The 26,580-nt window shown below is 39.7% G+C and carries 24 protein-coding genes, 1 tRNA gene and 2 pseudogenes; 8 read left to right on the plus strand and 19 right to left on the minus strand.

Going from position 1 to position 26,580, the window contains the following annotated elements; genetic code table 11:
* Positions 1 to 13: 13 nt before the first annotated feature.
* The 13 genes and pseudogenes from nuoF to IPK31_03980 all read right to left on the minus strand — a co-directional run bounded on the left by nuoF (position 14) and on the right by IPK31_03980 (position 10,143).
* A pseudogene (gene nuoF / locus IPK31_03920) lies at positions 14 to 1,371 on the minus strand (NADH-quinone oxidoreductase subunit NuoF).
* A gap of 90 nt (positions 1,372 to 1,461) precedes the next feature.
* Positions 1,462 to 1,701: a hypothetical protein gene (locus IPK31_03925; protein ID MBK8087155.1), complete on the minus strand. Its 240-nt coding sequence runs from the start codon at positions 1,699 to 1,701 to the stop codon at positions 1,462 to 1,464.
* A 28-nt stretch (positions 1,702 to 1,729) separates the two neighbouring features.
* Positions 1,730 to 2,326 carry a hypothetical protein gene (locus IPK31_03930; GenBank protein MBK8087156.1) on the minus strand — a complete coding sequence of 199 codons (597 nt, stop codon included), beginning with the start codon at positions 2,324 to 2,326 and terminating at the stop codon, positions 1,730 to 1,732.
* Positions 2,327 to 2,497: 171 nt separating this feature from the next.
* The gene (locus tag IPK31_03935; protein MBK8087157.1) at positions 2,498 to 2,719 is read right to left on the minus strand and encodes a hypothetical protein; all 222 of its coding nucleotides are present in this window, start codon (positions 2,717 to 2,719) and stop codon (positions 2,498 to 2,500) included.
* A 1-nt stretch (position 2,720) separates the two neighbouring features.
* Positions 2,721 to 3,209, minus strand: coding sequence for an NADH-quinone oxidoreductase subunit NuoE (gene nuoE, locus IPK31_03940; protein ID MBK8087158.1), 489 nt, complete (start codon positions 3,207 to 3,209; stop codon positions 2,721 to 2,723).
* A gap of 32 nt (positions 3,210 to 3,241) precedes the next feature.
* Complete coding sequence (locus IPK31_03945; protein MBK8087159.1) at positions 3,242 to 4,468, minus strand: NADH-quinone oxidoreductase subunit D; 1,227 nt, start codon at positions 4,466 to 4,468, stop codon at positions 3,242 to 3,244.
* Positions 4,469 to 4,492: 24 nt separating this feature from the next.
* Positions 4,493 to 5,011: an NADH-quinone oxidoreductase subunit C gene (locus tag IPK31_03950; protein MBK8087160.1), complete on the minus strand. Its 519-nt coding sequence runs from the start codon at positions 5,009 to 5,011 to the stop codon at positions 4,493 to 4,495.
* An 87-nt stretch (positions 5,012 to 5,098) separates the two neighbouring features.
* Positions 5,099 to 5,689, minus strand: coding sequence for an NADH-quinone oxidoreductase subunit B (locus tag IPK31_03955; GenBank protein ID MBK8087161.1), 591 nt, complete (start codon positions 5,687 to 5,689; stop codon positions 5,099 to 5,101).
* Positions 5,690 to 5,801: 112 nt separating this feature from the next.
* A complete protein-coding gene (locus IPK31_03960; protein MBK8087162.1) occupies positions 5,802 to 6,212 on the minus strand; it encodes an NADH-quinone oxidoreductase subunit A in 411 nt (136 codons plus the stop codon).
* A gap of 116 nt (positions 6,213 to 6,328) precedes the next feature.
* Positions 6,329 to 8,056 carry a tetratricopeptide repeat protein gene (locus IPK31_03965; GenBank protein ID MBK8087163.1) on the minus strand — a complete coding sequence of 576 codons (1,728 nt, stop codon included), beginning with the start codon at positions 8,054 to 8,056 and terminating at the stop codon, positions 6,329 to 6,331.
* 65 nt (positions 8,057 to 8,121) lie between these two features.
* Positions 8,122 to 9,054, minus strand: a complete 933-nt coding sequence (locus IPK31_03970) for a substrate-binding domain-containing protein (protein MBK8087164.1) — start codon at positions 9,052 to 9,054, stop codon at positions 8,122 to 8,124.
* A 1-nt stretch (position 9,055) separates the two neighbouring features.
* On the minus strand, positions 9,056 to 9,319 hold the full coding sequence (locus IPK31_03975; GenBank protein MBK8087165.1) for a hypothetical protein: 264 nt from the start codon (positions 9,317 to 9,319) through the stop codon (positions 9,056 to 9,058).
* Positions 9,320 to 9,330: 11 nt separating this feature from the next.
* Positions 9,331 to 10,143 (minus strand): TonB family protein, encoded by an 813-nt coding sequence (locus tag IPK31_03980; protein MBK8087166.1) that lies wholly within the window; start codon positions 10,141 to 10,143, stop codon positions 9,331 to 9,333.
* A 120-nt stretch (positions 10,144 to 10,263) separates the two neighbouring features.
* Between IPK31_03980 and IPK31_03985 the strand changes: the two genes are divergently transcribed.
* From IPK31_03985 to IPK31_04005, 5 genes are all read left to right on the plus strand, one after another.
* Positions 10,264 to 10,722, plus strand: coding sequence for a low molecular weight phosphotyrosine protein phosphatase (locus IPK31_03985; GenBank protein ID MBK8087167.1), 459 nt, complete (start codon positions 10,264 to 10,266; stop codon positions 10,720 to 10,722).
* Between the two features lie 35 nt (positions 10,723 to 10,757).
* Positions 10,758 to 12,128 (plus strand): histidine--tRNA ligase, encoded by a 1,371-nt coding sequence (locus tag IPK31_03990; GenBank protein MBK8087168.1) that lies wholly within the window; start codon positions 10,758 to 10,760, stop codon positions 12,126 to 12,128.
* Positions 12,129 to 12,225: 97 nt separating this feature from the next.
* Positions 12,226 to 12,314: transfer RNA gene (locus IPK31_03995), tRNA-Ser, on the plus strand.
* A gap of 136 nt (positions 12,315 to 12,450) precedes the next feature.
* Complete coding sequence (locus IPK31_04000; GenBank protein MBK8087169.1) at positions 12,451 to 15,417, plus strand: T9SS type A sorting domain-containing protein; 2,967 nt, start codon at positions 12,451 to 12,453, stop codon at positions 15,415 to 15,417.
* A gap of 110 nt (positions 15,418 to 15,527) precedes the next feature.
* A complete protein-coding gene (locus IPK31_04005) occupies positions 15,528 to 16,025 on the plus strand; it encodes a hypothetical protein (protein MBK8087170.1) in 498 nt (165 codons plus the stop codon).
* Between the two features lie 2 nt (positions 16,026 to 16,027).
* Here the strand turns inward: IPK31_04005 and IPK31_04010 are convergent, their stop codons facing one another.
* Positions 16,028 to 17,224, minus strand: a complete 1,197-nt coding sequence (locus tag IPK31_04010) for an acetyl-CoA C-acyltransferase (protein ID MBK8087171.1) — start codon at positions 17,222 to 17,224, stop codon at positions 16,028 to 16,030.
* Between the two features lie 67 nt (positions 17,225 to 17,291).
* Here IPK31_04010 and rlmN point away from each other — a divergent pair, with 67 nt between their 5' ends.
* Complete coding sequence (rlmN, locus tag IPK31_04015; GenBank protein MBK8087172.1) at positions 17,292 to 18,356, plus strand: 23S rRNA (adenine(2503)-C(2))-methyltransferase RlmN; 1,065 nt, start codon at positions 17,292 to 17,294, stop codon at positions 18,354 to 18,356.
* Between the two features lie 86 nt (positions 18,357 to 18,442).
* On the opposite strand, the gene IPK31_04020 is transcribed toward rlmN, so the two are convergent.
* The 3 genes from IPK31_04020 to IPK31_04030 all read right to left on the minus strand — a co-directional run bounded on the left by IPK31_04020 (position 18,443) and on the right by IPK31_04030 (position 22,560).
* Positions 18,443 to 21,322, minus strand: a complete 2,880-nt coding sequence (locus IPK31_04020) for an outer membrane beta-barrel protein (GenBank protein ID MBK8087173.1) — start codon at positions 21,320 to 21,322, stop codon at positions 18,443 to 18,445.
* Complete coding sequence (locus IPK31_04025) at positions 21,319 to 22,143, minus strand: 6-bladed beta-propeller (GenBank protein MBK8087174.1); 825 nt, start codon at positions 22,141 to 22,143, stop codon at positions 21,319 to 21,321. Before IPK31_04025 ends, IPK31_04020 begins: the two co-directional genes overlap by 4 nt.
* 105 nt (positions 22,144 to 22,248) lie before the next feature.
* Positions 22,249 to 22,560: a 6-bladed beta-propeller gene (locus IPK31_04030; GenBank protein ID MBK8087175.1), complete on the minus strand. Its 312-nt coding sequence runs from the start codon at positions 22,558 to 22,560 to the stop codon at positions 22,249 to 22,251.
* 246 nt (positions 22,561 to 22,806) lie between these two features.
* Here IPK31_04030 and IPK31_04035 point away from each other — a divergent pair, with 246 nt between their 5' ends.
* Positions 22,807 to 23,808 carry an rRNA pseudouridine synthase gene (locus IPK31_04035; protein ID MBK8087176.1) on the plus strand — a complete coding sequence of 334 codons (1,002 nt, stop codon included), beginning with the start codon at positions 22,807 to 22,809 and terminating at the stop codon, positions 23,806 to 23,808.
* Positions 23,798 to 24,518: pseudogene (locus IPK31_04040) on the plus strand (RNA pseudouridine synthase). The gene IPK31_04035 and the pseudogene IPK31_04040 overlap by 11 nt, the downstream one beginning before the upstream one ends.
* A gap of 58 nt (positions 24,519 to 24,576) precedes the next feature.
* Here IPK31_04040 and IPK31_04045 read toward each other — a convergent pair.
* Complete coding sequence (locus tag IPK31_04045; GenBank protein MBK8087177.1) at positions 24,577 to 25,212, minus strand: peroxiredoxin; 636 nt, start codon at positions 25,210 to 25,212, stop codon at positions 24,577 to 24,579.
* A 106-nt stretch (positions 25,213 to 25,318) separates the two neighbouring features.
* Entirely contained in the window at positions 25,319 to 26,506 is a 1,188-nt protein-coding gene (gene dinB / locus IPK31_04050; protein ID MBK8087178.1) for a DNA polymerase IV, read from the minus strand.
* Between the last annotated feature and the right edge of the window lie 74 nt (positions 26,507 to 26,580).

Genomic DNA, 26,580 nt, shown 5'->3' on the forward strand with positions numbered 1-26,580 from the left:
CTGATATATTTCTTTATGCTGTTGTTACAACTTCTAACGGTCTTGCATAATTTGCTAAACCATAATTTCTTGTTACTGCTTCACTGGCATTTGTTACATGCCATTCAAACTCATCACGGAAATGACGGATCGCTGCTGCCACCGGCCATGCTGCTGCATCACCCAACGGACAAATTGTATTGCCTTCGATCTTGCGTTGAATATCCCATAACAGATCAATATCACTCATCTTTCCTTTTCCAGTTTCAATATTCAGCAGAATTTTTCCATCCAGCCGGTTCCTTCACGGCATGGTGAACATTGTCCGCAGCTTTCATGACGGTAAAATCTTGCTAATGTATATGTATTCTTCACCACACACTGATCTTCATCCAACACAATAAAACCACCACTTCCCATCATACTTCCTGTTGCAAATCCACCATCACTTAAACTTTCATAGGTCATCATTCTTGTTTCACCCTTTGCTGTTTTCAGCAACAGGTTGGCAGGAAGAATGGGAACAGATGAACCACCGGGAATACATGCTTTCAGTTTTTTCCCTTTGGCAATACCACCGCAATATTCATCACTGTATAAAAATTCTTCAACAGAAATACTCATTTCAATTTCATACACACCGGGCTTTGCAATATTGCCGCAGGCTGAAATCAATTTTGTTCCGGTTGACTTACCTGTACCAATTTTGGAATATTCATCGCCGCCTTCATTTACAATCGGCACAACTGCTGCAATTGTTTCTACATTATTTACAACAGTCGGGCAACCCCACAAACCTTTTACTGCAGGGAACGGAGGTTTCAAACGTGGATTGCCACGCTTCCCTTCCAGTGATTCAAGCAAGGCTGTTTCTTCACCACAGATATAGGCACCGGCACCTGGTTGTACAAAAATGTCGCAGTCAAACCCACTGCCTAAAATATTTTTCCCGAGCATACCGGCATTGCGTGCTTCCTGGATTGCCTGTTCTAAAATTTCTTTCACCCACCAGTATTCACCACGGATATAGATATAAGAACGGTTGCTGCCCAATGCATAAGAAGCACAGATCATTCCTTCAATTAATAAATGCGGAATAAACTCCATGAGGTAACGATCCTTGAATGTGCCGGGTTCACTTTCATCAGCATTCACAACTAAGTAACGGGGAACACCTTCAGGTTTTGCAAGAAAACTCCATTTCATACCGGCAGGAAAACCTGCGCCACCACGACCACGCAATCCACTCTTCTTCACTTCTTCTGTAATTGCTTCGGGCGACATTGTCTTTAATGCTTTCTCCACGCTGCGGTAACCACCTTCACGGCGATATACATCATAATGCCTGATGCCTTCAATATGTGCTTTGTCTAAAAGTAATTTTCTTCCCATGTATATTCAGCTTTCAGCTATTAGCTTTTATTTTGTTTCCAGCTTTTACATCGTTTTTCATCTGCATTGGCGTCGCACTCTTGTACAACATCAACCTTTCTCATCAATCTCCTTCGCTTCTGCTTCTTGTCCGGTTGTCTTATCACCAAACCATTCCGGTCTGAATCGAAACAGGTTACGGAAGATCAATGATGCAAGTATCAGCGCCATACCAACATACATAAATGGTTTCATTGCTTCTTTGTTATTACTCATAAAATAAAACCCTGCTATCACTAATGCTGATGTTGAAAAAACAAAACTGATAATCCTTGCTGTTTTTATACTCATTTTACCTCAATTATCAATTATTTTAACATTACACTTTTGCTTTATTATATGCCCTAACAAAACTTAATACATCCTCCCAATTATCCTGTGAAAGACCTTCAACAACATTTGGTTCACCAGGAAATAATTCTTCCAGCTTCCTTCTTTTTTTATCTCTATTATCTGACAATGGCTCTAAAACTTCCGAACCCTGTTTTTTAATAAGTATGGTTTCAATTATAACTGGATAAGGTGTGGGTTGAGGATTCGTAAATTTTATATAATGGATATATAAACTAATCTTCCCATCTTCGAAAATTCTTATAAAATCTGATTCCATGCTTATATTCCATAGCTGCACCCTTACTTTAATATCCTGAGTACATTTAATAAAGTGAATATTTGATCCTATAAAAAATTCCTTTACCTCACTCTTATCTAATTTTTTATTTCTTGAGTCTAATGTTTTTTTATAAACAAGCCGTGAGTTAGTGCCTTGCTTATACTTTATAAACCCTTCAACTTTTTCACCATTATTGTTTACATAGTACCCTCTTAAGAATATATCCTCATAATCTTGCCCATAACAATTTAATGACAAAACCGAAATAATAACAAAAAGCAATTTTATCTTCGATATTTTCATCAGAAATCATTTCAATGATTAACAATTCAACTTGCTCTACGAAGTCTCCAGACTTCGTAGTTCTATGCTAAAACGTCTCTTGACTTTTCTTCCATCTTCTTTGCATATCCTGTCGCAGACAGGATGCATAACTCTTCAAAGTCCGGAGACTTTGAAGAGCGGTTTTATAAATTAATTTTCGCTCTTCGTTTCGTTATTATCACCGTCTTTAAATAATTCCGGTTTAAACCGAATCAGGTTACGGATAATTAATGAACCGAATGCCAATCCAATTCCAACAAACAGCAAAGGACGCATTGATGCTTTATCCCTTGTCATAAGAAACGTAATAATTACAATCATTGCTGATGCCGAAAGTAAAAATCCAATATACATGGCTGTTTTCTTCGTCATATTAATTGGCTTTTGTTTTTCCTTCTGCTATCAATGCATCAATTTTTTCCTTTGTCAGGTGTTCCCTGTAATCAGGTCCCAGCTGCATCATTGGGGCATAACCGCAAGCTCCCAAGCATTCAACTGTTTTTAAAGTAAACAAACCATCTGTTGTTGTTTGCCCGGGTTTAATACCAAGTTTTTCAAAAATATAGGCAACAATGTCATCGCTTCCGTTCAACATACAGGGCCCTGTCTGGCAAACTTCAAAAACAGTTTTACCAACAGGCTGTAAATTATACATGCTGTAAAAAGTTGCTACTTCATATACTTCAATAGAAGATATCTTCAGTAACTCAGCTGTATAATCCATTGCTTCTGCACTCAGCCATCCGCCATTTTCCCTCTGCACAAAATGCAGCAAAGGAAGCAGCGCACTTTTTTGTTTGCCTTCAGGATAATGAGAGATCATCTCATCTACCTGCTTTAATTTATCGTCAGAAAACTTCATTATCAATTATTCATTATTCAATTATCAATTCACTATGCATCGAGTTCGCCTGCAATCAAATTCAAACTGCTCATTACCACAATGGCATCACTCAGCATACTTCCTTTTACCAATTCTTCAAATGCCTGGTAATAAATAAAACATGGCCGGCGGAAATGTAAACGGTAAGGTGTTCTTCCGCCATCGCTGATGAAATAATAACCTAATTCACCATTGGCTCCTTCCACACTGTGATACACTTCACCTTTCGGCATTTCCACTTCACCCATAATAATCTTGAAATGCCAAATGAGTGCTTCCATGCTGGTGTACACATCTTTCTTTTCAGGCAGATAATATTCAGGAACATTGGCATGATACACTTCTGCTTCAGCTCCTTTCATATCCTGTATCTTTTGATAGGCCTGTTCAATAATGCTGAGGCTCTGCCACATTTCTTCGTTGCGTACTAAATAACGGTCATAGGTATCACCCGTTGAACCAACAGGAACTGTAAAGTTGAAATCTTCATAAGAAGAATAAGGTGTGTGCACACGTACATCATAATCAACACCTGCTGCACGCAGGTTAGGGCCTGTAAATCCATAGTTCAGTGCACGTTCACCTGATATTGGTCCGCAACCTTTTGTGCGATCCATGAAAATGCGGTTACGTGTAAAGAGGTTCTCAAATTCCTTTAATACACGGGGATATTCTTTTAAGAATTTTTCCAATTTTTGCCATGCAACAGGAGTAAAGTTCCGTTCGAAACCACCAATACGTCCAATATTTGTAGTTAAACGGCTGCCGCAGATCTCTTCATAAATTTCATAGATCAGTTCACGGTATTCCATTACATAAACAAACCCTGTAAACGCTCCTGTATCAACACCAACAATAGAATTACAAATAAGATGATCGCTGATACGTGCCAGCTCCATAATAATTACACGGAGATAATCAACACGCTTGGGAGTTTTGATACCCAGCATTTTTTCGCAGGTAAGATGCCAGCCGATATTATTAATAGGGCTGCTGCAATAATTCAAACGATCGGTTAAAGGAGTTACCTGGTATAAAGGACGGCGCTCAGCCAGCTTTTCAAATGCACGGTGAATATATCCTACTGTAGATACAGATGAAAGAATCCGTTCCCCATCCATTTCAAGGATGTTTTGAAAAACACCATGCGTTGCCGGATGTGTTGGCCCAAGATTGAGTGTTGTGCTTTGCTTCTCAATGGAACCTTCAGGTAATAATATATTTTGTACGTCGCTCATTCTTACTTTTCAATTAAACAATGATCAATTAACAGTTCCTCCCCTGCCAAACATTTCATCATCTTTGTCAACCCTTGTCTGATCTTCCAGTGGAAATTCTTTCCGCATGGGGAAATAATCCATCTCATCTACATTTAAAATGCGGATAAGATTCGGGTGACCAAGAAAATTCACACCAAAGAAATCATAGGTTTCCCGTTCCATCCAGTTGGCAGATGAATAAAGCTGTGTTGCTGTAAATACATCAGGTGTATTAATATCTGTAAACACTTTAAAACGAATGCGGACATTGTCAACGAGGTTATGCAAATGATACACAACCGCCAGTTCTCTTCCTTTATCTGTGGGATAATGCACTGCCTGCAAATCAGTTAAAAACTGAAACCTCAGAGTTTCATCGTCGTATAAAAACTGGAGCACTTTCAAATTCAATTCTTTTGGTGCTTCAAAAGTGAGCATTCCATAAGGCTCAGAAAAAGCAGATACCTGCTCTCCGAATTTCTCTGTCAGCTTATGTTGAATCTGTTCGTTAGATAAACTCATCGCCGTTAATAATTTCAGCATTTGAATAGTTGAAAATTCTGTTTGCTATCAGCACATTTCCAAATTATCAAATTGTTTAATTGCTTTTTATTGTATTCCGTAACTGTCTAATAATTTCTGGTAATGATCGCTGTTTCTCCTGCGTAAACTTTCCTGTCCCACCAGATCCTGCACTTTCATCAGTCCATCTAATATTGCTTCCGGTCTTGGAGGACAACCCGGCACATACACATCAACCGGAATCACCTGATCAATTCCCTGCAATACACTATAGGTATCAAAAATTCCTCCGCTGCTGGCGCAGGCACCAACGGCCAGTACCCATCTGGGTTCTGCCATTTGCAGGTACACCTGTTTCAAAACAGGTCCCATTTTTTTTGAGATTGTTCCCATCACCATAATCAAATCGCACTGACGTGGAGTAAAGGCCATACGCTCTGAACCAAAACGACCGAGATCGTAATGTGCAGCAGCTGTTGCCATAAACTCAATACCACAGCAGGAAGTTGCAAACGGTAAAGGCCAGATAGAATTCTTTCGGGCCAACCCTACTACTTCGCTGAGTTTGGTTGCAAAAAAACCTTCGCCCATATGACCTTCAGGTGCATCAACAAAGCTGATGTGACCTTTATAGTCAACTGGTTTAGGAGTAGCGTTAAATTGTACCGGACGAGACATAATTTTTTAATTTGAAGTTTCTGAATTTGAAGATTTGAAATCACCCGCTTACTAAACAGCATTTGCCGCAAAAAGTTCCATCAGCACATTTTCAAATTTTCAAATAAACCTGTTAATCTTCCCAGTTCAATGCGCCTTTTTTAATGATATAATAAAAACCGCAAAGAAAGAAGCCTACAAACATCAGCACAGCTGCAAAACCACCCCAGCCCAATTCTTTGAAATTAACTGCATAGGGGTAGAAAAAGATCACCTCTACATCAAATAATACAAACAAAATAGCGACCAGAAAATATTTAACCGCCATTGGCTGACGGGCATTACCATGAATTTCAATACCACTTTCAAAATTCTCCAGCTTTTGTGAAGTAGGGCGTTTTGGACCAAGCCAGTGCGTAAGAACCATAATCAAAACCACAAGACCTATCGCAAATAGTATTTGTATCCCGATGGGAAAGTAATTCGATGAATCATTGACTTGCTGAGGAACAGGACTGGACTGTAAAAGGAAAAACCAATTCATTCTAAAGGTTTTGAATGCCGCAAAAATAAGGCAGGCTATTGGAATAAAGTTCAGCCATTAAAATAAAATCCCCCCGTTTGTACGGAGGGATTACTTATTAAAACAAATGTTATTGTCTATTTCCCCGATGCCGGCTTTCCTCCCGCTGGTTTTGAACCTGCTGCCGGTTTTGTTTGTGTGCCCCCTGCCGGAGCAGTTGTGCTGCCTGTTGTTTGAGTTTTACCACCTGTTAACTGACGCTTATACAATTCCGCATCTTTATCTGCGGGATCAATGGCCAGTATTTTATCACAGAACTCTATTGCAGTTTTATAATCTTTCTTTACGAAGATATTATAGCCAATAAAGTATTTATAGGCAATTTTTACCTGTGGACGGAATGAAACTGAATCCTTACCGGTTGTTGCAATCTGAATGAATTTCTCAAAATGCGGGTTTGCCATCCCGTTGATCATACTTGTATCAATACTCCAGTTGCTGCGTGCACGCCAGTAGTAACCAAATGCCTGGTCGGGATACTTTTCTGTGTATACACCAAAAATACTGTCTGCTTTTGTATAGTTAGAAAAATCGCCATCAGCACCGGCATCGAAATAAGCACGGCCCAAATTGTAGAGATCAACATTTGAAGGACTTTTCTTTGCATTATACTGTTTGTAAAGCCAATAAGCTGTTGCCTTTTTTATCTTTCTGTTTTTTGCAAGATCTACAGCTTTCTGCAAATAAGCTGCTTTATTTTCCACAATTGTATCTGCATCCATCGCTTTTTCATAATAAGCATATGCCTGTGCTTCGCTTCCAGCGGTTGCAGCTACTATATCACCTAAAATTTCATAGTCTTTAGGCACAATATCATGGTCATGTACTTTTTTGAAATATTCATCAATGCTCAGCTTTGCATTGGCGAAATCATTCATCTTAAAATAACTGTAAGCCTTTAACTTATAAATACGTGGTTTAACCACTGTTGCGCCAACTTTGCTGATCATTTCATCGCTTTTCGCAATGGCTTCGGCAAACTGGCCTGAGGCATATTTCAGATCAATTCGGTAATAATCATTCTGTGGATCAGGATCAATGGAAGCAATGAATTTATTGAGATATTCTTCCGCTTTTACTACATCTCTGAAATACCAGTAAAAGTATAAGGAATAATAAGCCGGGCCATAGTTAGGGTCCATTTTCACTGCTGCTTCATAAGCAGGTAAAAAATATTCTTTGTTCTTCTGACTTTCATAAATCAATCCTTCTTTGTGCTTTGCAGCAGCATAGGAAGGATTCAGTAACAATGCATTATTAAATGCTAATACTGCATCACCGCCATTCACTAATTTACGATAAGCATCTCCAATAGTAACAAATACACTTGGGTCCTTGAACCCTTTTAAAGTTGTAGCCTTCTGCATTAAGGCAATGCCATAGTTAGCATCTCCGGCTGTTGTGTAAGCATTTGCACGGCCAACAGCATGCAATACATCAATATCTTTTGACTTACTGTTGTTCACAGCCATATCAAAATGGTTACGGGCATCAGTAGTTTTATTCTCTATTAACTCAATATGACCCATACCTGCAAGCAAAATGGGTGAAGCAGGATTACCCTGCAATGCCGTTTGATAGGTTTGCTTTGCCATTGCGTTATCTTCCAGTGCGAGATAAGCCTGACCTAACCAATAGGCCGCATCTTCATTTTTGGGGTTTGCCGCAAGTAATTTTGTAAACACATCTTTTGCGCTGCTGAACCGTTCATAATACATGAACTTCTTTCCTTCATCAAGCGACTGCGCAAACATCTGCTGCACAAAAACGATGGCTAAGAATGCTAAACTGAGTGATCGTTTCATCTGTTTCTTTTTTTGTCTTTTTAGATACCTAATCTGATTGCTTCAGGGTTGGTAAAAATATTACTTTATTGGTTTAGAGGCTTCACTAATTTCAGCCTGGTTTCCCTCATCATAAAAATCCTCCACGCCGGCACCAGGTAACCTCTTCTGAAAATCAACTGCCCTCTGTCACCCTTCATGAAATTTACTAACGATTTCCCCAAACCTATGTGGTTTTCTTTTAAGACGTAATAAATCCCTCTGGTGTAAGGATAACGTCTTGTTAAAATGTCGTCCTGCCATGGCTTTGTATAAGAACTATCGGTACAAGTTGCACAGGGCAGCCAGGCAATTCTCACTTTTTTGAGCATGTTTGTTTGTGCTGTATCTTCCGGGTTACCAATCCAGCTAACACCAACAAATCCAATATAGCCGGAGGTTTCAGCAATATATTTCACAACTTCCCAACTGCTTTTGGCAGCTGTTATGCCTCCCGTATTAAGCGGTTTACCGCCTAAAATGCTGTCAATAGCAAATCGAACTGTACTGGTTGCTTTTACACCATCAAATACCGGTTTATAAGGCAAAGAACTTTTTCCCTGCAGCAGATTCGCCACATCCTCTCTTTCAAAAACAGAATCTTTGGCATTTCTGTTCACCACAAGTGTAACAGCATCATATGCCAGCAATTCACTTTGAGGATAGATACCCACTGAATCAGCATAATACCTGGTTTCAGCATTGGTTAACTGCTTGGTAACAATCACCATCCTTGTACTGTCGTTGAAAAGATCCTGCCAGCATTCAGCTTCCGGCTTATATTCTGCAATAATTTTTGCTTTTGGATTAGAAGATTGAAAGACGCTGATCTGCTCTTCAATAATTGGCCGGAATGTTTCATCAACACTGATATAAATCGTGCCGGTTGTACCTGTATCAGTTGGTTGTGGTTTTTTGTCTTTACAGGCAAAACCCAACAAAACACCAAAAAGCAACATGAACAAATGAAATTTCTTCATGTTAAGCTTCTTTGTACAATTTATAGCCCCTGAAAATCCTGAAGACTCCGTATACAACTGCGAATGCGCCAAAAATCATGATAACATCAGGAGGAGGAAAAGCAATTTCAAGCCCGATGTATTTTGAAATCACCAGAAATGCGCCAACAATGGCGTATACCAATCCCATTATAATATCAAAGATGGCTTTAACATTAACCGGTTTGTTCTTTTTTCTGAAATCATCCAGTACAGACATGGTATTCACTTTAAAGTGAGGAGGCAAGTTAAATATTTTTACTCTTCTGAAGCTGTGAAGGTGACAGGTTGTGTAAAATAAACAGCCACAGGCTTTCCATTTTGCTTGCCGGGTTTCCATTTTGGCATCCTTGCTATAACCCGCAACACTTCTCTGTCAAAGATATTTCCTGCACTTTTAATAATGACTGCATCTGTAACCTCACCATTATTATTTACAACAAATTTTACCTGCACCGTTCTCCGGTCGCCAGGTTCCAGATCATCAGGAACACGCAGCATTTTTTGTAAATAATTTCTCCATGCTTCTACGCCGCCGGGGAACTCGGGTTGAATATCTGCAAAGTCTCTGATAAGTTGCTCAGTTGCTTCAACGGGTGGTTCAGTTGTTATATTTGTTCCGGTTGCTACTTTTCCCTGAACAAAACTATTTCCATCAGTACCTGTGCCGGGAGAATCTGTTGAACCTGGAACAAATACTGAATCGCTGGTTCTGTCAACAACAGGATGCTCAATGATTGTATTATCTGGAACTATTACTGGAGGACGGTCCACTTTAGTTGGAGGTTGCGCTTCTACAGATCTTGTTTCCGGTTCGTTTTGTACAGGAGGAGTGTCATCCATCAAAGTCATATCAGTCATTTTCTGAAGTGGCTGATCAAACCCGCCTGTTTTCTTTGGCTGACTCATCACATACACACACAATGCAATTACAAGCAGCAGCATAAATCCAACGGCTTTCATTAAATTCTTCGGATATGCTCTGCGGATAGCATATGCACCATATGATTTGTTGCGATGCTCAAAGAGAATGTCTAACAGATCGGCAGTGAGAATTTGATTTGAAGTCATGGCTGCAGGTTTTCTATAGAGATGCTTCACTGAGAATAAATCCACAATCATCTTTGTAAGCCCCGTGTAAATTAAATTTCAATCAACCTGTCAACTATCTTTGCAGCCATGCGGATTTTAATGGTTTGTCTGGGAAATATTTGTCGCAGTCCATTGGCAGAAGGTGTATTGCAAAACAAAGCATGGAAAGCAGGATTAAACTGGAGTGTTGAAAGTGCAGGCACAGGTGCATGGCATGCAGGTGAGCCGCCACATCAATTAAGTGCAAAAGTGGCAAAGTTGAATGGTGTAGATATCAGCAGGCAGCGGGCAAGACAGTTTGTGAAAGAAGATTTTCTGCAATACGATTTTATTTATGTGATGGACAGCAGTAATTACATTGATGTAAAACAGATCAGTGGAAAATTATGGAAAGAAGAAAAAGTGGATCTGCTGCTGAATGAATTATATCCCGGTGAAAACAGGAATGTTCCTGATCCCTGGTATGGAAAAGAAGATGGATATCATAAAGTGTATGAGATGATTGAGAAAGCATGTGACAAGATCATTCAGAAGTATGAAGCAGGAAGTAAGAGGTAAGAAATTTACAAGAACAACAAACTATAAACAGATCAATGGCAAAGGTTAATGTATCACTACCACAAGGCACAAGAGATTTTGGAGCAGACGTTGTACGTAAACGCAATTATATTTTCACTACCATTAAAACGGTTTTTGAATTATATGGGTTTGAGCCATTAGAGACACCTGCCATGGAAAATCTTGATACATTGATGGGAAAGTATGGTGAAGAAGGTGATAAATTAATTTTCAAAATTCTGAATAATGGATTGGACAACCCTGCAAAACATCAACAGGCGAAAGAAGATTTTGAAAAAGTACTGGCAGGAAAAAATACAAGCGGACTTACTGAGCGTGCATTAAAATATGATCTTACTATTCCTTTTGCAAGATATGTGGCCATGAATCACAATCAACTAACCATGCCATTCAAGCGCTACCAGGTGCAACCGGTGTGGAGAGCTGACCGTCCGCAGAAAGGACGTTACCGTGAGTTTTATCAATGTGATGCAGATGTGGTGGGAAGCAACTCTTTATTGAATGAAGTTGAACTTGCCAATATCTATTCAACTGTTTTTGCAAAACTGGGAGTTGATGTAGATATAAAAATCAACAGCAGGAAAATACTGGCGGCGTTAGCTGAAGTATGTGGCGGTACAGAAAAGATAGTGGACATAACTGTTGCCATTGACAAGCTGGACAAGATTGGTATGGAGAAAGTAAAAGAAGAATTAACACAGCGTGGATTGAATACTGATCAAATTGCTGTTATCGAAAAATACCTGCTCATCAGCGGAACTAATGAAGAAAAATTACAGCAGATCAAATCATTGCTTGGCAAATCTGAAACAGGCAAGAAAGGAATCGAAGAAATTGAAACAATTCTGAACTATCCCCTCACGACTCAAAACTCACGACTATCAATTGATTTTACTCTTGCCCGTGGCTTAAACTATTACACCGGGATCATCTTTGAAGTAAAAGCAAACAATGTGCAGATGGGAAGCATTGGTGGCGGCGGCCGCTATGATGATTTGACTGGTTTATTCGGCGTACCCAATATTCCCGGTGTTGGTATTTCGTTTGGAGTTGACAGGATTTATGATGTAATGGAAGAATTGAAACTGTTCCCTGCAGGAGTTCATACAGGAACAAAGGTTTTATTCTTTAATCTCGGTAAAGATGAAAGTAAAAAAGCATTTGAACTGATGCAGCAACTGCGCAGCAAAGGAATCAGCTGTGAATTGTTTCATGAACAGGCAAAGTTTGATAAGCAGTTTAAATATGCTGAAAAAAAACAGATCCCTTTCATTGTCATCATCGGAACCAAAGAACTTGAAACAGCTACCTGTAATGTAAAAAACCTGCAAACAGGTGTTCAGGAAACAATTTCATTTAATGATCTGCTGAATAAATTTTTCTGATTCAATTTTGTAATCAGTTACTATTTCAAACCAATATTTCTTTTTTTGGGTTGTATGGCTGTGAATCTTTATTTTTGCCACCCTAAAAATTTCGGTCGGTGAGGTGGATGAGTGGCTGAAATCAGTAGTTTGCTAAACTGCCGTACGGGTAACTCTGTACCGCGGGTTCGAATCCCGCCCTCACCGCAAAAAAGGATAAACATTCAAATGTTTATCCTTTTTTTATTCCCTAACCTGTTCCTGTTCCCATTCAGGAAGATTCTATCAGCTGAAGCTTTTCCACTCCCTGAAAATCTGTAACTTTTAGCCTTAATCGTAAAATATGCGGCAAAACATTCCGGTATTGATCTTGCTCCCTTTCCTGAGTGCAATCATTTTGTTTTCTGTTTTCATGAACAGGCAAACCCTTTCGAAGCAACAAAATACGGTTGATTGGAAGCAAAGTCAATTTGAAGAACCTGCATTTGATAAGCGGAGAAATGAATATATGTATAACATGGTGAAAGATCCTGTTACGGGCCGTATTCCGGATGGCATTATTGAGAAGTCTTATCAGCAGGCATTGCAGGCTCCTGAGCGGAACTCTGTTTTAAGAACTGAAGATAATAATACCTATTTCCAGGGAGGAGCATTAAATGCAGGGGGACGTTCAAGAACAATCATGTATGACAAACGCTTTAACGGAAGTTCAAACCGTGTAATACTTGCAGGTTCTGTGAGCGGTGGAATTTTTCGCTCAACTGATGGAGGCAACAGCTGGACAAATGTTACCAAGCCAAACGAAATTCATAATGTTCACTGGATTGTTCAGGATACAGGTTCTGTTGCCCGAATGGATACATGGTATGCAGGCGGCGGTGAGCACTGGGGAAATACAGCAACTGAAAATGGCGCCACTTTTATGAGTGATGCGCTTTATAAATCTATTGATAATGGTGCTACATGGACAAAACTTCCGCAAGCGTTCACTACTGGTGCTGCAACTGCTTCAGGGCCTTTTTTGCTTGAACGTTTTGACCATCCATTTGACTTCGTTCACAAAATAGCCATCAACCCGCTGAATGGTCATATATATGTTGGCTGCCACAGAAGATTATTGCGCTCAACGGATGGCGGCCAGACCTGGATAGTAGTTTTTGTTGGGGCTGTTGCAGGTTTTGCTGATGGAGGTACATTTGACGTTGTAGTAAGTTCAACCGGAAGAGTTATTGTTGCTATTAATGGCGGGAACGAAGACCCTGCCATACGTGGTGTCTGGAGTTCACCCACAGGAAATGTTTCTTCATTTACAAGGTTGGCAGGCGGCTCTGTTTTAGGTGTTGACAGTGTTGATGGCTGGAGGGGTAATTCTTATGATTCAAGAACTCTTAACGGGCAGCCAAACCCTGTTCCAAAAAGAATCCTGCTGGCATTAGCTCCTTCTGATAACAACATTATGTATGTGATGTATGAAAATGGTGCTGCATTTGGAAATGACGCAGACCTTTACCATGTTAATTTAACAACTAATACCTGGACCAACAGAAGTATTAATGTCCCCGATTTTGGAGGTACGGTTGGTACATTTTCAACTCAGGAAGGATACGATATGTTTGTTGCAGTAAAACCCGATAACCCAAACTTCGTAATACTCGGAGGTGTTAACCTGTTTCGGTCAACAGACGGTTTCAGCACAACTTCCAATACAACATGGATTGGTGGATATGCAGATGCAAATCCAAATACAAATAATTTCCTTTACGTGAATCATCATCCGGACCAGCATTCAGTTGCATTCAGGTCAGACAATCCGAATGAAATGATTTCTGCACATGATGGAGGCCTTTCTTTAACAACAAATATTCTGGCAGCAACCGTGGCTTATACAATGGTACCGAATTATCAAACCTTTCAGTACTATTATGTAGCGATTGACCCGGGAACCGGACGCAACAATTTTGCAGGTGGAATGCAGGATAATGGAACATGGTTGAGAGACCGGGTGGGTATTTTGGGAACAGCAGTAAATGACAGTAACAAACACCGTTTCATTTTCCCTGCACTTTCGGGAGATGGTGGTGCAGTTGGTCTTGCAGCAAATAATGCTGGACAACAATATTTATACGGCTCATCTCAACTGGGAACGATCAGGAGAATAAGCCTGCCAACTATAAATGTCGGCACTTCAATCAGGCCAGCAGGATTAACAAGTACTCCCGGAGGCGGAGCAAATGAATTTGGTGAATTTGTAACCAACTTTAAATTAAACCCAAGCAATACCAATGATCTCTATTACATAAATTTTAATCGATTATTCCGCACAACAGATGCTCCAACAGTTGACCCCAACACCTGGACAGAATTAACCGGTGTAAGCTCAGCTGTTGAACCTGCTAATAATGCAAATACAGGAATTTATATCCGTTCGCTTGCATTCAGCTGGGGAACTTACCAGGCTTCGCATGTGATGTATATTGGCACAACTGACGGAAGAGTTTTCAGACTAGATGACCCAAGAAATGCTGCCGCTTCGCAGACACCTGTTAATCTGGCAATACCGGCTCCGTTCGGTGCAAATATTCAGGACATTGCTGTTAACCCCAATAATGACAATGAAATCATGGCAGTTGTATCAAACTATGAAATCAGTAATGCAAACGTTACAAGTGTATGGTGGACCAATAATGCAAAATCTGCAACACCAACATGGGTAAATGCTGAAGGAAATATGATAACTGCAGCTTCTGTTCGCAGTTGTGCCATTGTTGTAAAAAAAGATGCCGGCAATAATCCTGTAACTGAATACTATATCGGCACTTCTGTTGGATTATTCAGTGTTGTAGATAATACACCTGCAACTCCTCCTGTATTTACAACCTGGTTCCGTGAAGTAGGAACCACATTAAACCTTCCCATTGTGCAATCACTTGCTTACCGTCCTGTTGATAATGTACTGTTGGTTGGCACGCATGGTAATGGTATGTACTTCGCCTATCTCGGCACACCTAACTATACACCCAACCAGGCAACAGGAATCAATGATCCCATACTGAATGATAAAAACTTCATCAGTAAAATTTACCCAACTGTAAGCAGCAGCAGGGTTGATTATCAAACAGGCAACAGGTATACGATTAAAACTATCAGTATACAATTGCTGAATGCAAATGGGCAGATAGTTTATAAAAATGCAGGAGCTTACCAGAATGGATCTGTTGATATCAGCAAACTGGCAAAGGGAGTTTATGTATTATCAATCATCAGTGACGACCGGAAATACAAATACCTGCAAAAAATAATTAAACAGTAATTGATTTAAGCAACTGTAACAAAACCCTCTGATTGGAGGGTTTTGTTCTTTAACAGGTTTTTAGATGTAGTTTACTCACAAATTTCATCTGAGTAATAAACAGTATTGATATGTTATGTAAAATATTCCCGTTGATTTGTTTCCTGTTTGCAGGAAACATAGCGGTTTCTCAAACAGCACCCGTTAAAAAAATTATTGCTTACCGGCAATCCGTTATCCCGGGTAAAAAACCTGCACCCGAGGAAACAGTAAAAAAAAATGAACAGCTTTCTTTGTATGCAGAAATTGTAAAAAGCAAAAAAATAAAGTTCAGTGGTATCTGGATTGATAATGAGTATTATCTTTTTACGCTGAAAAAAGTTACAAAGACTCCCGTTGAAAAGTCCACAGGTGACGGAGGAGGAAAATTTATTGCCGTTCCAAAAACGGCGAATGATGTATACGAAATTGTTTTAGGCAAAAAACAGGAGCCTGCCCCAAGACCTGGAACAATGCTCGGAAATAATTTGCAGAATAATGAAGTAGTGTTGTACTACAGCTATAATGGCAAACAATATTTCGCCCTGCTGAAAAAAATAAAACAACTGGAAACAATTTCTCTGATGTAAGATCAGGATATCCTTTCAAAAATTACAGCGGCACCCTGTCCTACACCAACGCACATGGTTGCCAATCCGTATTTACTTTTCCTGCGTTTCATTTCATGAAGCAATGTAGTAGAGATGCGAACACCGCTGCATCCAAGTGGATGACCTAAAGCAATTGCCCCGCCGTTTACATTTACTTTTTCAAGATCAAGGCTTAACTCATGAATGCAGGCAATGCTTTGTGATGCAAACGCTTCATTCAATTCAATTAAATCAAGATCACTAACGGTAAGACCTGCCCGCTGCAATGCTTTGATTGTTGCAGGTACCGGGCCAATCCCCATAATGGAAGGATCAACACCCGCCACTGCCATTGATTTAATCATGGCAACCGGTTTCAGATTATATTTTAAAACAGCTTCTTCACTTGCCAGCAACATTGCAGCCGCTCCATCATTAATTCCGCTTGAGTTACCAGCTGTAACTGTTCCATCTCTTACAAATGCAGGTTTCAGTTTGGCTAATTGATCAATAGTGGTTTCACGGGGGTGCTCATCTGTATCAACAATAATCATCTGTTTTCCCTGTATTGCATCAACAGGAATAATTTCATCTGCCCATTTTCCGGCACTTAATGCAGCAAAATACCTTTCCTGGCTTTGTACTGCAAACTCATCCTGTGCAATTCGGGAAAGGTTCCATTGCTTCGCTACATTCTCTGCTGTTTCACCCATACTGAAAGGATGATAGAGTTCAGACAGTCTTGAGTTGATAAAACGCCAGCCTAGTGTGGTGTCCTGCAATACTGCATCTCGCCCATAAGCAGAAGATGTTTTACTCAACACAAACGGTGCCCTGCTCATGCTCTCCACGCCACCGGCTATATAAATATCACCATCACCACAGGCAATTGCTCTTGATGCATCCATGATTGCCTGCAAACCGCTTGCACATAACCTGTTCACTGTATTGCCTGCAACAGTTACCGGTAAGCCTGCAAGCAAAGCTGCCATGCGGGCCACATTGCGATTATCTTCACCGCTTTGATTTGCAGCACCTGCAATGACATCTTCAATTGCATTTACATCAATAGAACCATTGCGGTGAATCAATGCTTTAATGACATGGGCCAGCAAATCATCCGGACGTACAGAAGCTAAAACTCCACCATATTTTCCAATAGGCGTTCGCAGAGAATCGATGATATAGACAGGTTTCATATAAAAGTGTAAAGTTCAAAAGTAAAGAACTCGTTCCAATCGGCTGATGGTTTGTACCTTTGGCGACATGAAAGTAGCGAACGAGCGAAATATCCGTCACTTAAGTCTTGAAGAAATCAATACCTTCTTCGAAAGCATTGGCGAAAAGAAATTCAGAGCAAAACAGGTACATGAATGGCTCTGGCAGAAACATGCCCATAGTTTTGGGGACATGACCAACCTCAGCAAAGAACTCCGCCAAAAGCTGGGTGAAGTTTTCACACTTCCTGCATTAACAGTTGACGCCACACAATACTCTTCAGATGGAACGGTGAAATCAAGATTCCGTACACATGAAGGGCATTTAATTGAAGGGGTATTAATTCCAACAGATGAACGCAAGACAGCTTGCGTGTCTTCGCAAATTGGCTGTTCTTTAAGCTGTAAGTTTTGTGCTACCGGTTATATCGACCGTAAACGTAACCTCAACTTCGATGAAATTTATGATGAAGTAGTTCTCATCAACCAGCAAAGTGAAAAAGTATATGAAAAGAAGCTGACGAATATTGTGTTCATGGGAATGGGTGAGCCACTGTTGAATTATAAAAATGTAATGAAGGCAATAGAACGCATTACCTCTCCTGATGGTTTAGGTATGAGCCCAAGACGCATTACTGTTTCAACGGCTGGCGTTGCCAAGCAGATCAAACAGTTGGGTGACGATGAAGTAAAATTCAAACTGGCTTTATCCCTTCATGCAGCAAATGATTTAAAGCGCCATGAAATTATGCCGGTAAATGATACCAACAATATCAAATCACTGATTGACGCATTGAATCATTTCTATAAAAAAACAGGCAATGAAATTACGTTTGAATATATTCTGTTCAAAGATTTCAACGACAGTTTAAAAGATGCAGATGAGTTGATTAAGCTTTACCGACAGGTTCCTGCCGACTTAATCAACATCATTGAATACAACCCAATTGATTTGGCATCATTTCAAAAACCAGATGAAGAAGTAACCAACAGATTCATGGCTTACCTTGAAAAACACAAAGTGAACGCAAGGTTAAGAAGAAGCCGTGGAAAAGATATTGATGCGGCCTGCGGACAGTTGGCGAATAAAGAAGTTTTAAGTGATAAGTCGTAGGTACTAAGTTTTATAATTTTCAACTCATCTGTTTATAACAGTTTCATTAATCCCTGCAAAGGATAAAGTCCAGCACTTCAAACATACTATTGCCTTGGTCTGCCACCTGCGCTACCTCCATTTCGAACCGGTGTTCCTCGCCGCCCACCGTCTTGTGATTGACCGAACTTACGTGGATAATACGCAATGGTCAACATATAAAACTGTTGCAGCCCATTGGTTACTGTTGTTGTGATTGTGTTACTACCTGAGCCGATGGTAATGTTTTTGTTTTGCCTTAAAATATCCATTGCTGAAAACTTCGCTTCCAGCTGTTTGCCTTTAAAAAAGCGATAGCTGAGAAAAGCATTCCAGAGTGCCGAGCTTTGTTTGGTGGTATTATTCTTTACATAATTCATCGTATTACTTAAAGTCAGGTCTTTTGGATAATGAAGGTTAATATTTGCAGCAGTTATATAGTTTGTGTTTTTAAACGAACGCAGATTTTTGCCGGTTTGTATGCTGTTACTCATATTAATACCCTGTGATATGGAGAAGTTTACAATTTCACCCAGAGCAAAATAAATACGCACCGTGTTATTAAGATTTTGAATACGGGAAACAGAAAAGATATCATCAATATAATTTGGAGAACGGCTGTTGTTAAGTGATCCGTTATAAGAAAATTGCAATACGTTCTTTTTAAGGCGGATGGAGGTATTGAAATTACCGCCAATGCTCCAGTTCTTTCTTCCATCAATATTAATGAGATAAATATTTCGCCGTCCAAGTGTATCGTAAAAACTGCTGTCGGCAACATCAGCTTTCACGGCAGCAAAATTTCCGTTCAGGTTAAAATTAATATCGGCTTTTTTATTCCTGTTGCCACTCCTGCCGTAAGCAAAGTTAAATCCAAAGTTATTCGAGCTGGAAGGCTTCAGGAACTCATTACCATAATTGAAAGAATAAAGGTTTGCACTGTCAATGATAGGAAACAACTGATCAAGTCCCGGAATAGAATAATTCTTTGAGTGAGAAACGCCTGCATTGATGTTAAACCCATTTACTTTCTGGTAATAATAGCTAAGGTTGGTGTTTGGTGTAAAGAATGAAAAATCTCTGCTTAAATCCCGCTTGCTGAAATTCGATTGATCTTTCTCCCGTAAAAACTGTGCACCCAGGTTAGTAGAAACGGTAAAGGCACGATAGTAACGGTTTGACAATCTTTTTGGAAATGTTTTAGATATATTAAGAGCAGGTTCCTCGCTTACCCTGTTGTGCTTGTGCAGGTTGGTAATTGTTGTATTGGGCATATAGATCTTGCCGATAGAATCGAAATCGCTTACGTTATAGGTAAGATCAGATTGACTGAAGGCAAGATTGTTTGTAAGCCTGATATTAATATTCCAGAGATTATTACTGCCAAACAGCAGGCGTTTTAACGCATTGTATGTAACATTCACCGAGTTGTTCCAATTGCTGGAGTTGGTGTTATAAAGGCGGTTAAAAGATGTGTTTCTTGTGGGGTCCTCAAAGGATTCAAAATTACTTAAGCTGTTACGTATGTTTTCGCTTTCGCTATAGTTTGTATTATACCTCAGTGAAAAACTTTTCAGGTTTCTTTCATCGCTATCCTTGTTTAAAAAATTAGCGCTCAAATTTATGTTGCGGTTCTTTGTTTCCGATTCTGACGATTCGTTGCTGTTGCTTACTATTCCTGAGCCTTCTCTTTCTGTAATTGTTGATCCAGATGAACTGCCTGTGCCCCGGTTGTCAGTTATTGATGCACGGAAATTCATATCCCTGTCTACATCCCTTTTATTATAACTGATTGCCAGAGTTTTTGCATCATTTTCCTGTGTTGAATTTCTCACGGATGATTTAAAAAACGAGCTGCCGCCTGTGCCGGTAATTGCATCTGACTGTGAATTAATATTGTTGATACTGCCCCTGCCGCTTAAATCTAAACTCAATTCATTGTTGCGTTGATTGTTTGTTGTTTCTATAAAACTGTGCTGTACATTTGCTCCAAGGAAATATATTTTGCTGATGCCCCGGCCGCCAAAATTGGCCACATACCTGTTGCGTGGATTCATAGTGCGGAATGTAGTTTCTCCCAGCAGTGATTGCAAACCTTCAACATTCTTATTGATGTTATTGAAGGCACCTCCAAGACCAAGTCGTGTTTTTTTATTAAAGGCCTGCAAACCAAAATCGACTTCAAATCTTTTATCAGTACCCATACCTGCTTCTGCTTTTCCAAAGTAACAGGTTTTCTTATCAGCTTTCAGCTTAATATTCATGGTCAGCAACGAATCAGATGGGGTTCGTTCAGCTGCAGTTTTCGTTCTGTCTTCTTCTGTATAAACCTGTATTTTGTCAATGGCATTCTTCGGAAGATTTTGTGTGGCAATAGCAGGATCATTCCCAAAAAAAGGGTTCCCATCTACATACACATTGGTTACTTTTTTACCATTGACCGTTACAGTGCCATCACCCCAAAGTGTAATTCCCGGCACTTTGCGTAACATATCTTCCACTACTGCATTTGAATCGAGTTTAAACGCTGCCGGATTTATTTCCAATGTATCGCCATTCATACGTATGGGTAACACGGCTTCTATCACAATTTCACCAAGGCTTTTAAAATTAGTGCCAAGTTGTATTGAACCAAAATTGTAAGATGGGTTTACACTGTCGAGCTTAATCGTTTTTGAAAATGATTTGTAACCAGACGAGGTAAGGCTTATCAGTAAGGGAACATTCAAAGGCATTTTATCAAAACTAAATTCACCCGATGGATTTGTCAGCCTGTAATTGAGCAGAGTGGAATCGCTTTTTTTATATACAAGTACAGTTACAGATTCAAGTGCGTACTCATTTGCAGAATCTTTTACTACTCCGGTAATAGTACCTGTGCCTTCGGTTTTTTCCTGTGAAAAAACAAAGAAAGGTAACAGCAGTAATAGAATGGTTGCTAATTTCATTTGGTTTTGGTCGATGGTTTCAGGATGATGATAACAGGGTTTGATGTGGACTTGCTCTTTTCAAAATATTCTTTCACTAAAACTGTATATACAGGATTTCGATGTTGTTCAGCATCCTTCGACCGAAACATAGCGTCTGAGGAAATACTGCTGTACAACGCTGTTTTATCATAGTACTGAATTCCCCAGCCCATTACCGGCAGGTATGCATTGCTGCTGTCGGGAGATATTCTGTTAATGTTGTAAAAGCGGTTGCTGTTTCTGTCGAAAATAAAACGACGGTCACGTTTTTGATAATCAAGAGAGAAAAATAAATAGTTGTTAACGGGTACCAGGCCATTGATTCGCCATACATATCCCGGGTTTATCCGCTTATATTCACGCAATTCGTTTCTGGAACTGAATTCTTTTGTGAAAAAAGTTTTGGGAACTGTATTTTCAAATGGGAGCACAAAGTTATAAAGGATTGTTGCGCTGTCGGGAGTTAACTGGTAAATGGAATAATTGTAAGGCCGGGAAAAGAGCAAAGTACCTGGCTGGCCTGTATTGTAAAACTCAATGTTTCCGGGATCAGATAAATAAGATGAGTTCCGTTTTGCATAAGGAAAATAGGCTCTTAGTGTTTTACTGCCATTCGATATTTTTAATTCAAAGTCCACTGAATCTTTTGCATTCTTATCTTCAAGCACAACACTGTAAGCCCATTGATCAGGAGCCAGGTAATGGGGGTTGGTCATTGAAATAGCAAATCCTTTGATTTCTGTAATTTGCTCACTCTGGATATCGGCAAGACCGTAAAGAACCGATCTTCCAAATTTCATACTGTTTTTTGAAAAAGGATTACGTACCAATTCATCCCTCTCCTGCTCAGTTGGGCGGAAGTTTTTTATTTATCTGTAAAAGATAGAGTGCATTCTCCTTTTCCATCAACTGCATGGAAGCAACTGTATATTTATCGTCCTTATATTTTTTATAAACTTACCTGATCTGTCGAAAAAATACAAACCCTGTGTATCGTAGTCAAAAATGATAAAATACTGATCTGTTACCACCAGCCTGCTTATCTGTCCAAACAGGCTTTGCCGGGTAGTTTCCAGGGGTATATAACTGATGCTTTCGAAAACTCTTGATGCAGGAGCACCGATTGTTGAATTTGGATCGAAATAAAGGGTTTGAGCGGATTGTCCGGCTGCCAGGCTGGCCATCAATAAAAATAAGGCAGCGAATATATTTCTCATAGATCAGTTTGACGATTTGTTTAAAGATTCCCTGCAAGATAATTTCTGAAATTTGAGGCAATGCTGTGTCAATGGATGAACGGTTGCCCGACGGTTTGACCAGTATTGAAAATTACGGCCTGTGAAAAGATGAACGAATGAATATTTACATCTTATAAAACAAGCAGGAACACAGATTTCCCCCATAAAAAGCATTTCAGTTACCTTTGCCCCTCATCCTGTTGCAAAACAGCAAATACAAACAATATGGCAAAAAGCAGCTTCGGCAATTTCGCTAGTCAGAAAACCAACGCACAAAAGAAAGAAGAGTTCCGCCAGGAAAAGAAAAAAGCAAGAGTAGAGAAGAACGAATACTTTGCAAAAAAGAAAGCAGAAGAGAAAAGTTTCCGTCCACAGGAAACAAGAACCAAAACCGTGTCTTCAAAATCAGGAGCACAAACCCCTGCACTACCGATCACCTTTAAACGTGAAAATACAACAGGTGAAATGCCGCTCAACAAATACCTGGCACATTGCGATGTATGCAGTCGAAGAGAAGCAGCTGAAGTGATCAAAAAAGGAACTGTACTTGTAAACGGTAAAGTAGTTACTGAACCCGGACATAAAGTAACTGATAAAGACGAAGTGAAAGTAAACGGTAAAAAAATTACGATCCAGAAAGAGTTGGTATATATCCTGCTCAATAAACCAAAAGATTATATTACTACGTCAGAAGATCCGCAGGGAAGAAGAACAATCATGGATCTGATGAAAGGAGTTTCTACTCAACGCATCTACCCTGTTGGACGATTGGACCGGAATACAACGGGTGTGTTATTATTAACCAATGATGGTGAACTCACACAAAAATTATCACATCCAAGTTACCAGGTTAAGAAAGTGTATGAAGTAACACTGGATAAACCATTAGAGAAAAAAGATTTTGAAAAACTGCTGAATGGTTTAACACTGGAAGATGGATTTATTGCACCGGATGCAGTTGGATACCCCGATCCGAAAAATAAAAAAGTAATCGGCATTGAAATTCACAGCGGACGTAACCGCATCGTTCGCCGTATGTTTGAAGCATTGGGATATGATGTGAAAGGGCTGGATCGTGTATTATTTGCCAATCTCACCAAGAAGAATGTTGACCGCAGCAAATGGCGTTACCTTAACGAAAAGGAAGTGCGTTTGCTGAAATTCTTAAATAAATCCTTCGTCAAAAAGAAAGAAGAAGAAAAAGGAAAGAACAGAGATGAAGAATAAAATTGACATCATTGCTGAAACCGATCATTGGATCGCTCTCAATAAAGCTTCGGGTTTATTATCCATTCCAGACAGGATGCAAAGTGAACCATCACTGAAAGATCTGCTGAATGAAAAATATGATAAAGTATGGATCGTTCACCGCCTTGATAAATTCACCAGCGGTTTGATCCTTTTTGCAAAAGACGAAGCAACACATAAACTTTTATCGCAGCAGTTTGAAGAAAGAAAGGTGGAGAAATTTTATCTCGGTCTTGTGCATGGAATTCTATCGAACAAAGAAGGAAGTGTTGATGGACCTATCATGGAGCATTCAGTAAAAAAATCAACCTACATCATTCATCAGAAAGGGAAACCTTCGATGACTGATTATAAAGTGCTGGAAGAACACGGACAGTTTTCATGGATGCAGTTCCAGATTCATACAGGACGTACACCAGATCCGTGTACACATGAAACATATCGGTCATCCGATTGTATGTGATGATGTGTATGGAACCGCAGCTCCCATTCTTCTATCATCCATGAAAAGGAAAAAATTCAAGCTGTCAAAAGCTGATGAAGAAGAGCGTCCATTACTGAGCCGACTGGCTTTGCATGCATGGAAACTTACTTTCACAGATGCAGAAGGAAAAAAAGTTGAATTGGAAGCTCCGCTATCAAAAGACCTTCGTGCTTTACTTCAGCAATTCGAAAAATGGGTTAAATAAAAAAGAGCCCCGCAAATGCGGAGCTCTTATCATACAATATCATAATCGAAGGAAAAACTTACAAGTTTGGCTGCGGTGTGTAACGCAAATAAGGTTTTACAATCTTTACTCCTTTAGGGAATTTTTCAATGGCTGCCTCAGTCGTTACAGCAGGAACTACAATTACATCTTCACCTTCTTTCCAATCAGCCGGTGTGGCAACACTGTAGTTAGCAGTTAACTGCAATGAATCAATCACACGTAATACTTCATGAAAATTTCTTCCTGTTGAAGCAGGGTAAGTAATAAACAGTTTTACTTTCTTATCGGGCCCAATGATGAACAGTGAACGAACTGTAAATGTTTCAGACGCATTGGGATGAATCATATCATAAAGGTTAGCAACGGTCCTGTCTTCATCAGCTATTATAGGGAAATCAACCGTTGTAAGCTGTGTTTCGTTAATATCGCTGATCCAGCTATTGTGTTTGTCCAATCCGTCAACACTGAGTGCTAAAACTTTTACATTACGTTTTTCAAACTCAAGTTTTAATAAAGCTGTTTTACCAAGTTCAGTAGTACAAACGGGTGTAAAATCAGCAGGGTGAGAAAATAAAACTCCCCAAGCATTGCCTAGATATTCATGAAAATCAATTGTACCCGCTGTTGTTTTTGCCTGGAAATTCGGAGCAATGTCTCCTAAACGTAAACTCATAATGTTGAATTAAAAGATGAACAATAATTGGATGACAAATATATGTATTTCCTACTAAACAGATAGACTTTTAAACACAAAGATTTTTTCTCTCTATAAACAAACGTTAGGAAACTTCTGAAATGCCATCATCGCCCTTTTCTTTTCGTTTTGCATTACGCCCTTTTGTGAGTAGGGCTTTTCCAAAACGATCTTTTACTTCATCAATGGCTTTATACAAATCATTTTTCTTCTGTACATCCTGGAAGAGATTTGTTTGGGATGCTTCATCGGTTAACTCACTCAGCTTAACACCGAGCAAACGAACGGGCTGACCTTTGCGGTACAGCTGATGAAAAAGTTCCTTGGCATTATAAATCAGTTCATCATCATAAAATGTATAGGGAATAGATGCCTGGCGTTGCTGCGTTTCAAAATCGGGGTAGCGGATCTTTACTGAAATACATCCGGCCATTTTATTATCCTGCCTGAGTTCATGTGCAATTTTTTCCGTCAGCCTTACAATTTCTGTTTCAAGAAAAGCAATATCATTCCTGTTTTCATGAAAGGTATTTTCGCTGGAAATAGATTTGGACTCATGATAAGAATGCACTTCACCAAAGCTGATACCATGCGCCCTTCGCCACAGATCCCTTCCATGTTTTCCCAATTGCTGTTCAAGCATTGCAGGGTTTGCATTCTGCAATTCACCAATTGTTTCAATTCCAATATCAAGCAACGAATGAAAAGCATGCTCACCCACTCCGGGAATTTTATTAACCCGTAAAGGAGCAAGAAATTCCTTTTCGCCGCCAAAAGGAACGAAAATATAATTGTTGGGTTTTGCAAGATCAGTTGCAATTTTTGCCACCAGCTTGTTACTTGCCATGGCAAAAGAAATTGGCAATTGAGTTTGATCAATGATCTCTTTCCGCAGATCAATCGTCCATTGCAATGGATCAAAGAAGCGATCCATGCCTGTCAGGTCAATATAAAATTCATCGATGGATGCTTTCTCAAACAGTGGTGCTTTGGCTGCCACAATATCTGTTACCCATCTTGAATAGCGGCTGTAATCGCCCCTGGTCCCCTGCATCACAATAGCATCAGGGCATAGTTTCATTGCCTGTTTCATGGGCATACCACTGTGTACGCCAAACACTCTTGTTTCATAACTGCAGGTACTCACAACTCCCCGCTCTTTTGTTCCTCCAACAATCACAGGTTTACCTGCGAGTGAAGGATCATTCAAACGTTCCACCGATACAAAGAATGTATCAAGGTCAAAGTGTGCTATGATGCGTTGTTGTGACAGGAGAACAAAGTTATAGCTAAGAGAACAAAAGAGAGAAATGCGATTTCACGCAGAGGTACAGAGATCGCAGGGTG

The sequence above is a fragment of the Chitinophagaceae bacterium genome, from assembly GCA_016713085.1.
Classification (GTDB): domain Bacteria; phylum Bacteroidota; class Bacteroidia; order Chitinophagales; family Chitinophagaceae; genus Lacibacter.

What these genes read in the sequence shown, in the direction of transcription:
- IPK31_03925 (MBK8087155.1), bottom strand. Translation starts at nt 1,701, where the DNA reads ATGAGTATAAAAACAGCAAGGATTATCAGTTTTGTTTTTTCAACATCA.
- IPK31_03930 (MBK8087156.1), bottom strand. Translation starts at nt 2,326, where the DNA reads ATGAAAATATCGAAGATAAAATTGCTTTTTGTTATTATTTCGGTTTTG.
- IPK31_03935 (MBK8087157.1), bottom strand. Translation starts at nt 2,719, where the DNA reads ATGACGAAGAAAACAGCCATGTATATTGGATTTTTACTTTCGGCATCA.
- nuoE (MBK8087158.1), bottom strand. Translation starts at nt 3,209, where the DNA reads ATGAAGTTTTCTGACGATAAATTAAAGCAGGTAGATGAGATGATCTCT.
- IPK31_03945 (MBK8087159.1), bottom strand. Translation starts at nt 4,468, where the DNA reads ATGAGCGACGTACAAAATATATTATTACCTGAAGGTTCCATTGAGAAG.
- IPK31_03950 (MBK8087160.1), bottom strand. Translation starts at nt 5,011, where the DNA reads ATGAGTTTATCTAACGAACAGATTCAACATAAGCTGACAGAGAAATTC.
- IPK31_03955 (MBK8087161.1), bottom strand. Translation starts at nt 5,689, where the DNA reads ATGTCTCGTCCGGTACAATTTAACGCTACTCCTAAACCAGTTGACTAT.
- IPK31_03960 (MBK8087162.1), bottom strand. Translation starts at nt 6,212, where the DNA reads ATGAATTGGTTTTTCCTTTTACAGTCCAGTCCTGTTCCTCAGCAAGTC.
- IPK31_03965 (MBK8087163.1), bottom strand. Translation starts at nt 8,056, where the DNA reads ATGAAACGATCACTCAGTTTAGCATTCTTAGCCATCGTTTTTGTGCAG.
- IPK31_03970 (MBK8087164.1), bottom strand. Translation starts at nt 9,054, where the DNA reads ATGAAGAAATTTCATTTGTTCATGTTGCTTTTTGGTGTTTTGTTGGGT.
- IPK31_03980 (MBK8087166.1), bottom strand. Translation starts at nt 10,143, where the DNA reads ATGACTTCAAATCAAATTCTCACTGCCGATCTGTTAGACATTCTCTTT.
- IPK31_03985 (MBK8087167.1), top strand. Translation starts at nt 10,264, where the DNA reads ATGGTTTGTCTGGGAAATATTTGTCGCAGTCCATTGGCAGAAGGTGTA.
- IPK31_03990 (MBK8087168.1), top strand. Translation starts at nt 10,758, where the DNA reads ATGGCAAAGGTTAATGTATCACTACCACAAGGCACAAGAGATTTTGGA.
- IPK31_04000 (MBK8087169.1), top strand. Translation starts at nt 12,451, where the DNA reads ATGCGGCAAAACATTCCGGTATTGATCTTGCTCCCTTTCCTGAGTGCA.
- IPK31_04005 (MBK8087170.1), top strand. Translation starts at nt 15,528, where the DNA reads ATGTTATGTAAAATATTCCCGTTGATTTGTTTCCTGTTTGCAGGAAAC.
- IPK31_04010 (MBK8087171.1), bottom strand. Translation starts at nt 17,224, where the DNA reads ATGAAACCTGTCTATATCATCGATTCTCTGCGAACGCCTATTGGAAAA.
- rlmN (MBK8087172.1), top strand. Translation starts at nt 17,292, where the DNA reads ATGAAAGTAGCGAACGAGCGAAATATCCGTCACTTAAGTCTTGAAGAA.
- IPK31_04020 (MBK8087173.1), bottom strand. Translation starts at nt 21,322, where the DNA reads ATGAAATTAGCAACCATTCTATTACTGCTGTTACCTTTCTTTGTTTTT.
- IPK31_04025 (MBK8087174.1), bottom strand. Translation starts at nt 22,143, where the DNA reads ATGAAATTTGGAAGATCGGTTCTTTACGGTCTTGCCGATATCCAGAGT.
- IPK31_04030 (MBK8087175.1), bottom strand. Translation starts at nt 22,560, where the DNA reads ATGAGAAATATATTCGCTGCCTTATTTTTATTGATGGCCAGCCTGGCA.
- IPK31_04035 (MBK8087176.1), top strand. Translation starts at nt 22,807, where the DNA reads ATGGCAAAAAGCAGCTTCGGCAATTTCGCTAGTCAGAAAACCAACGCA.
- IPK31_04045 (MBK8087177.1), bottom strand. Translation starts at nt 25,212, where the DNA reads ATGAGTTTACGTTTAGGAGACATTGCTCCGAATTTCCAGGCAAAAACA.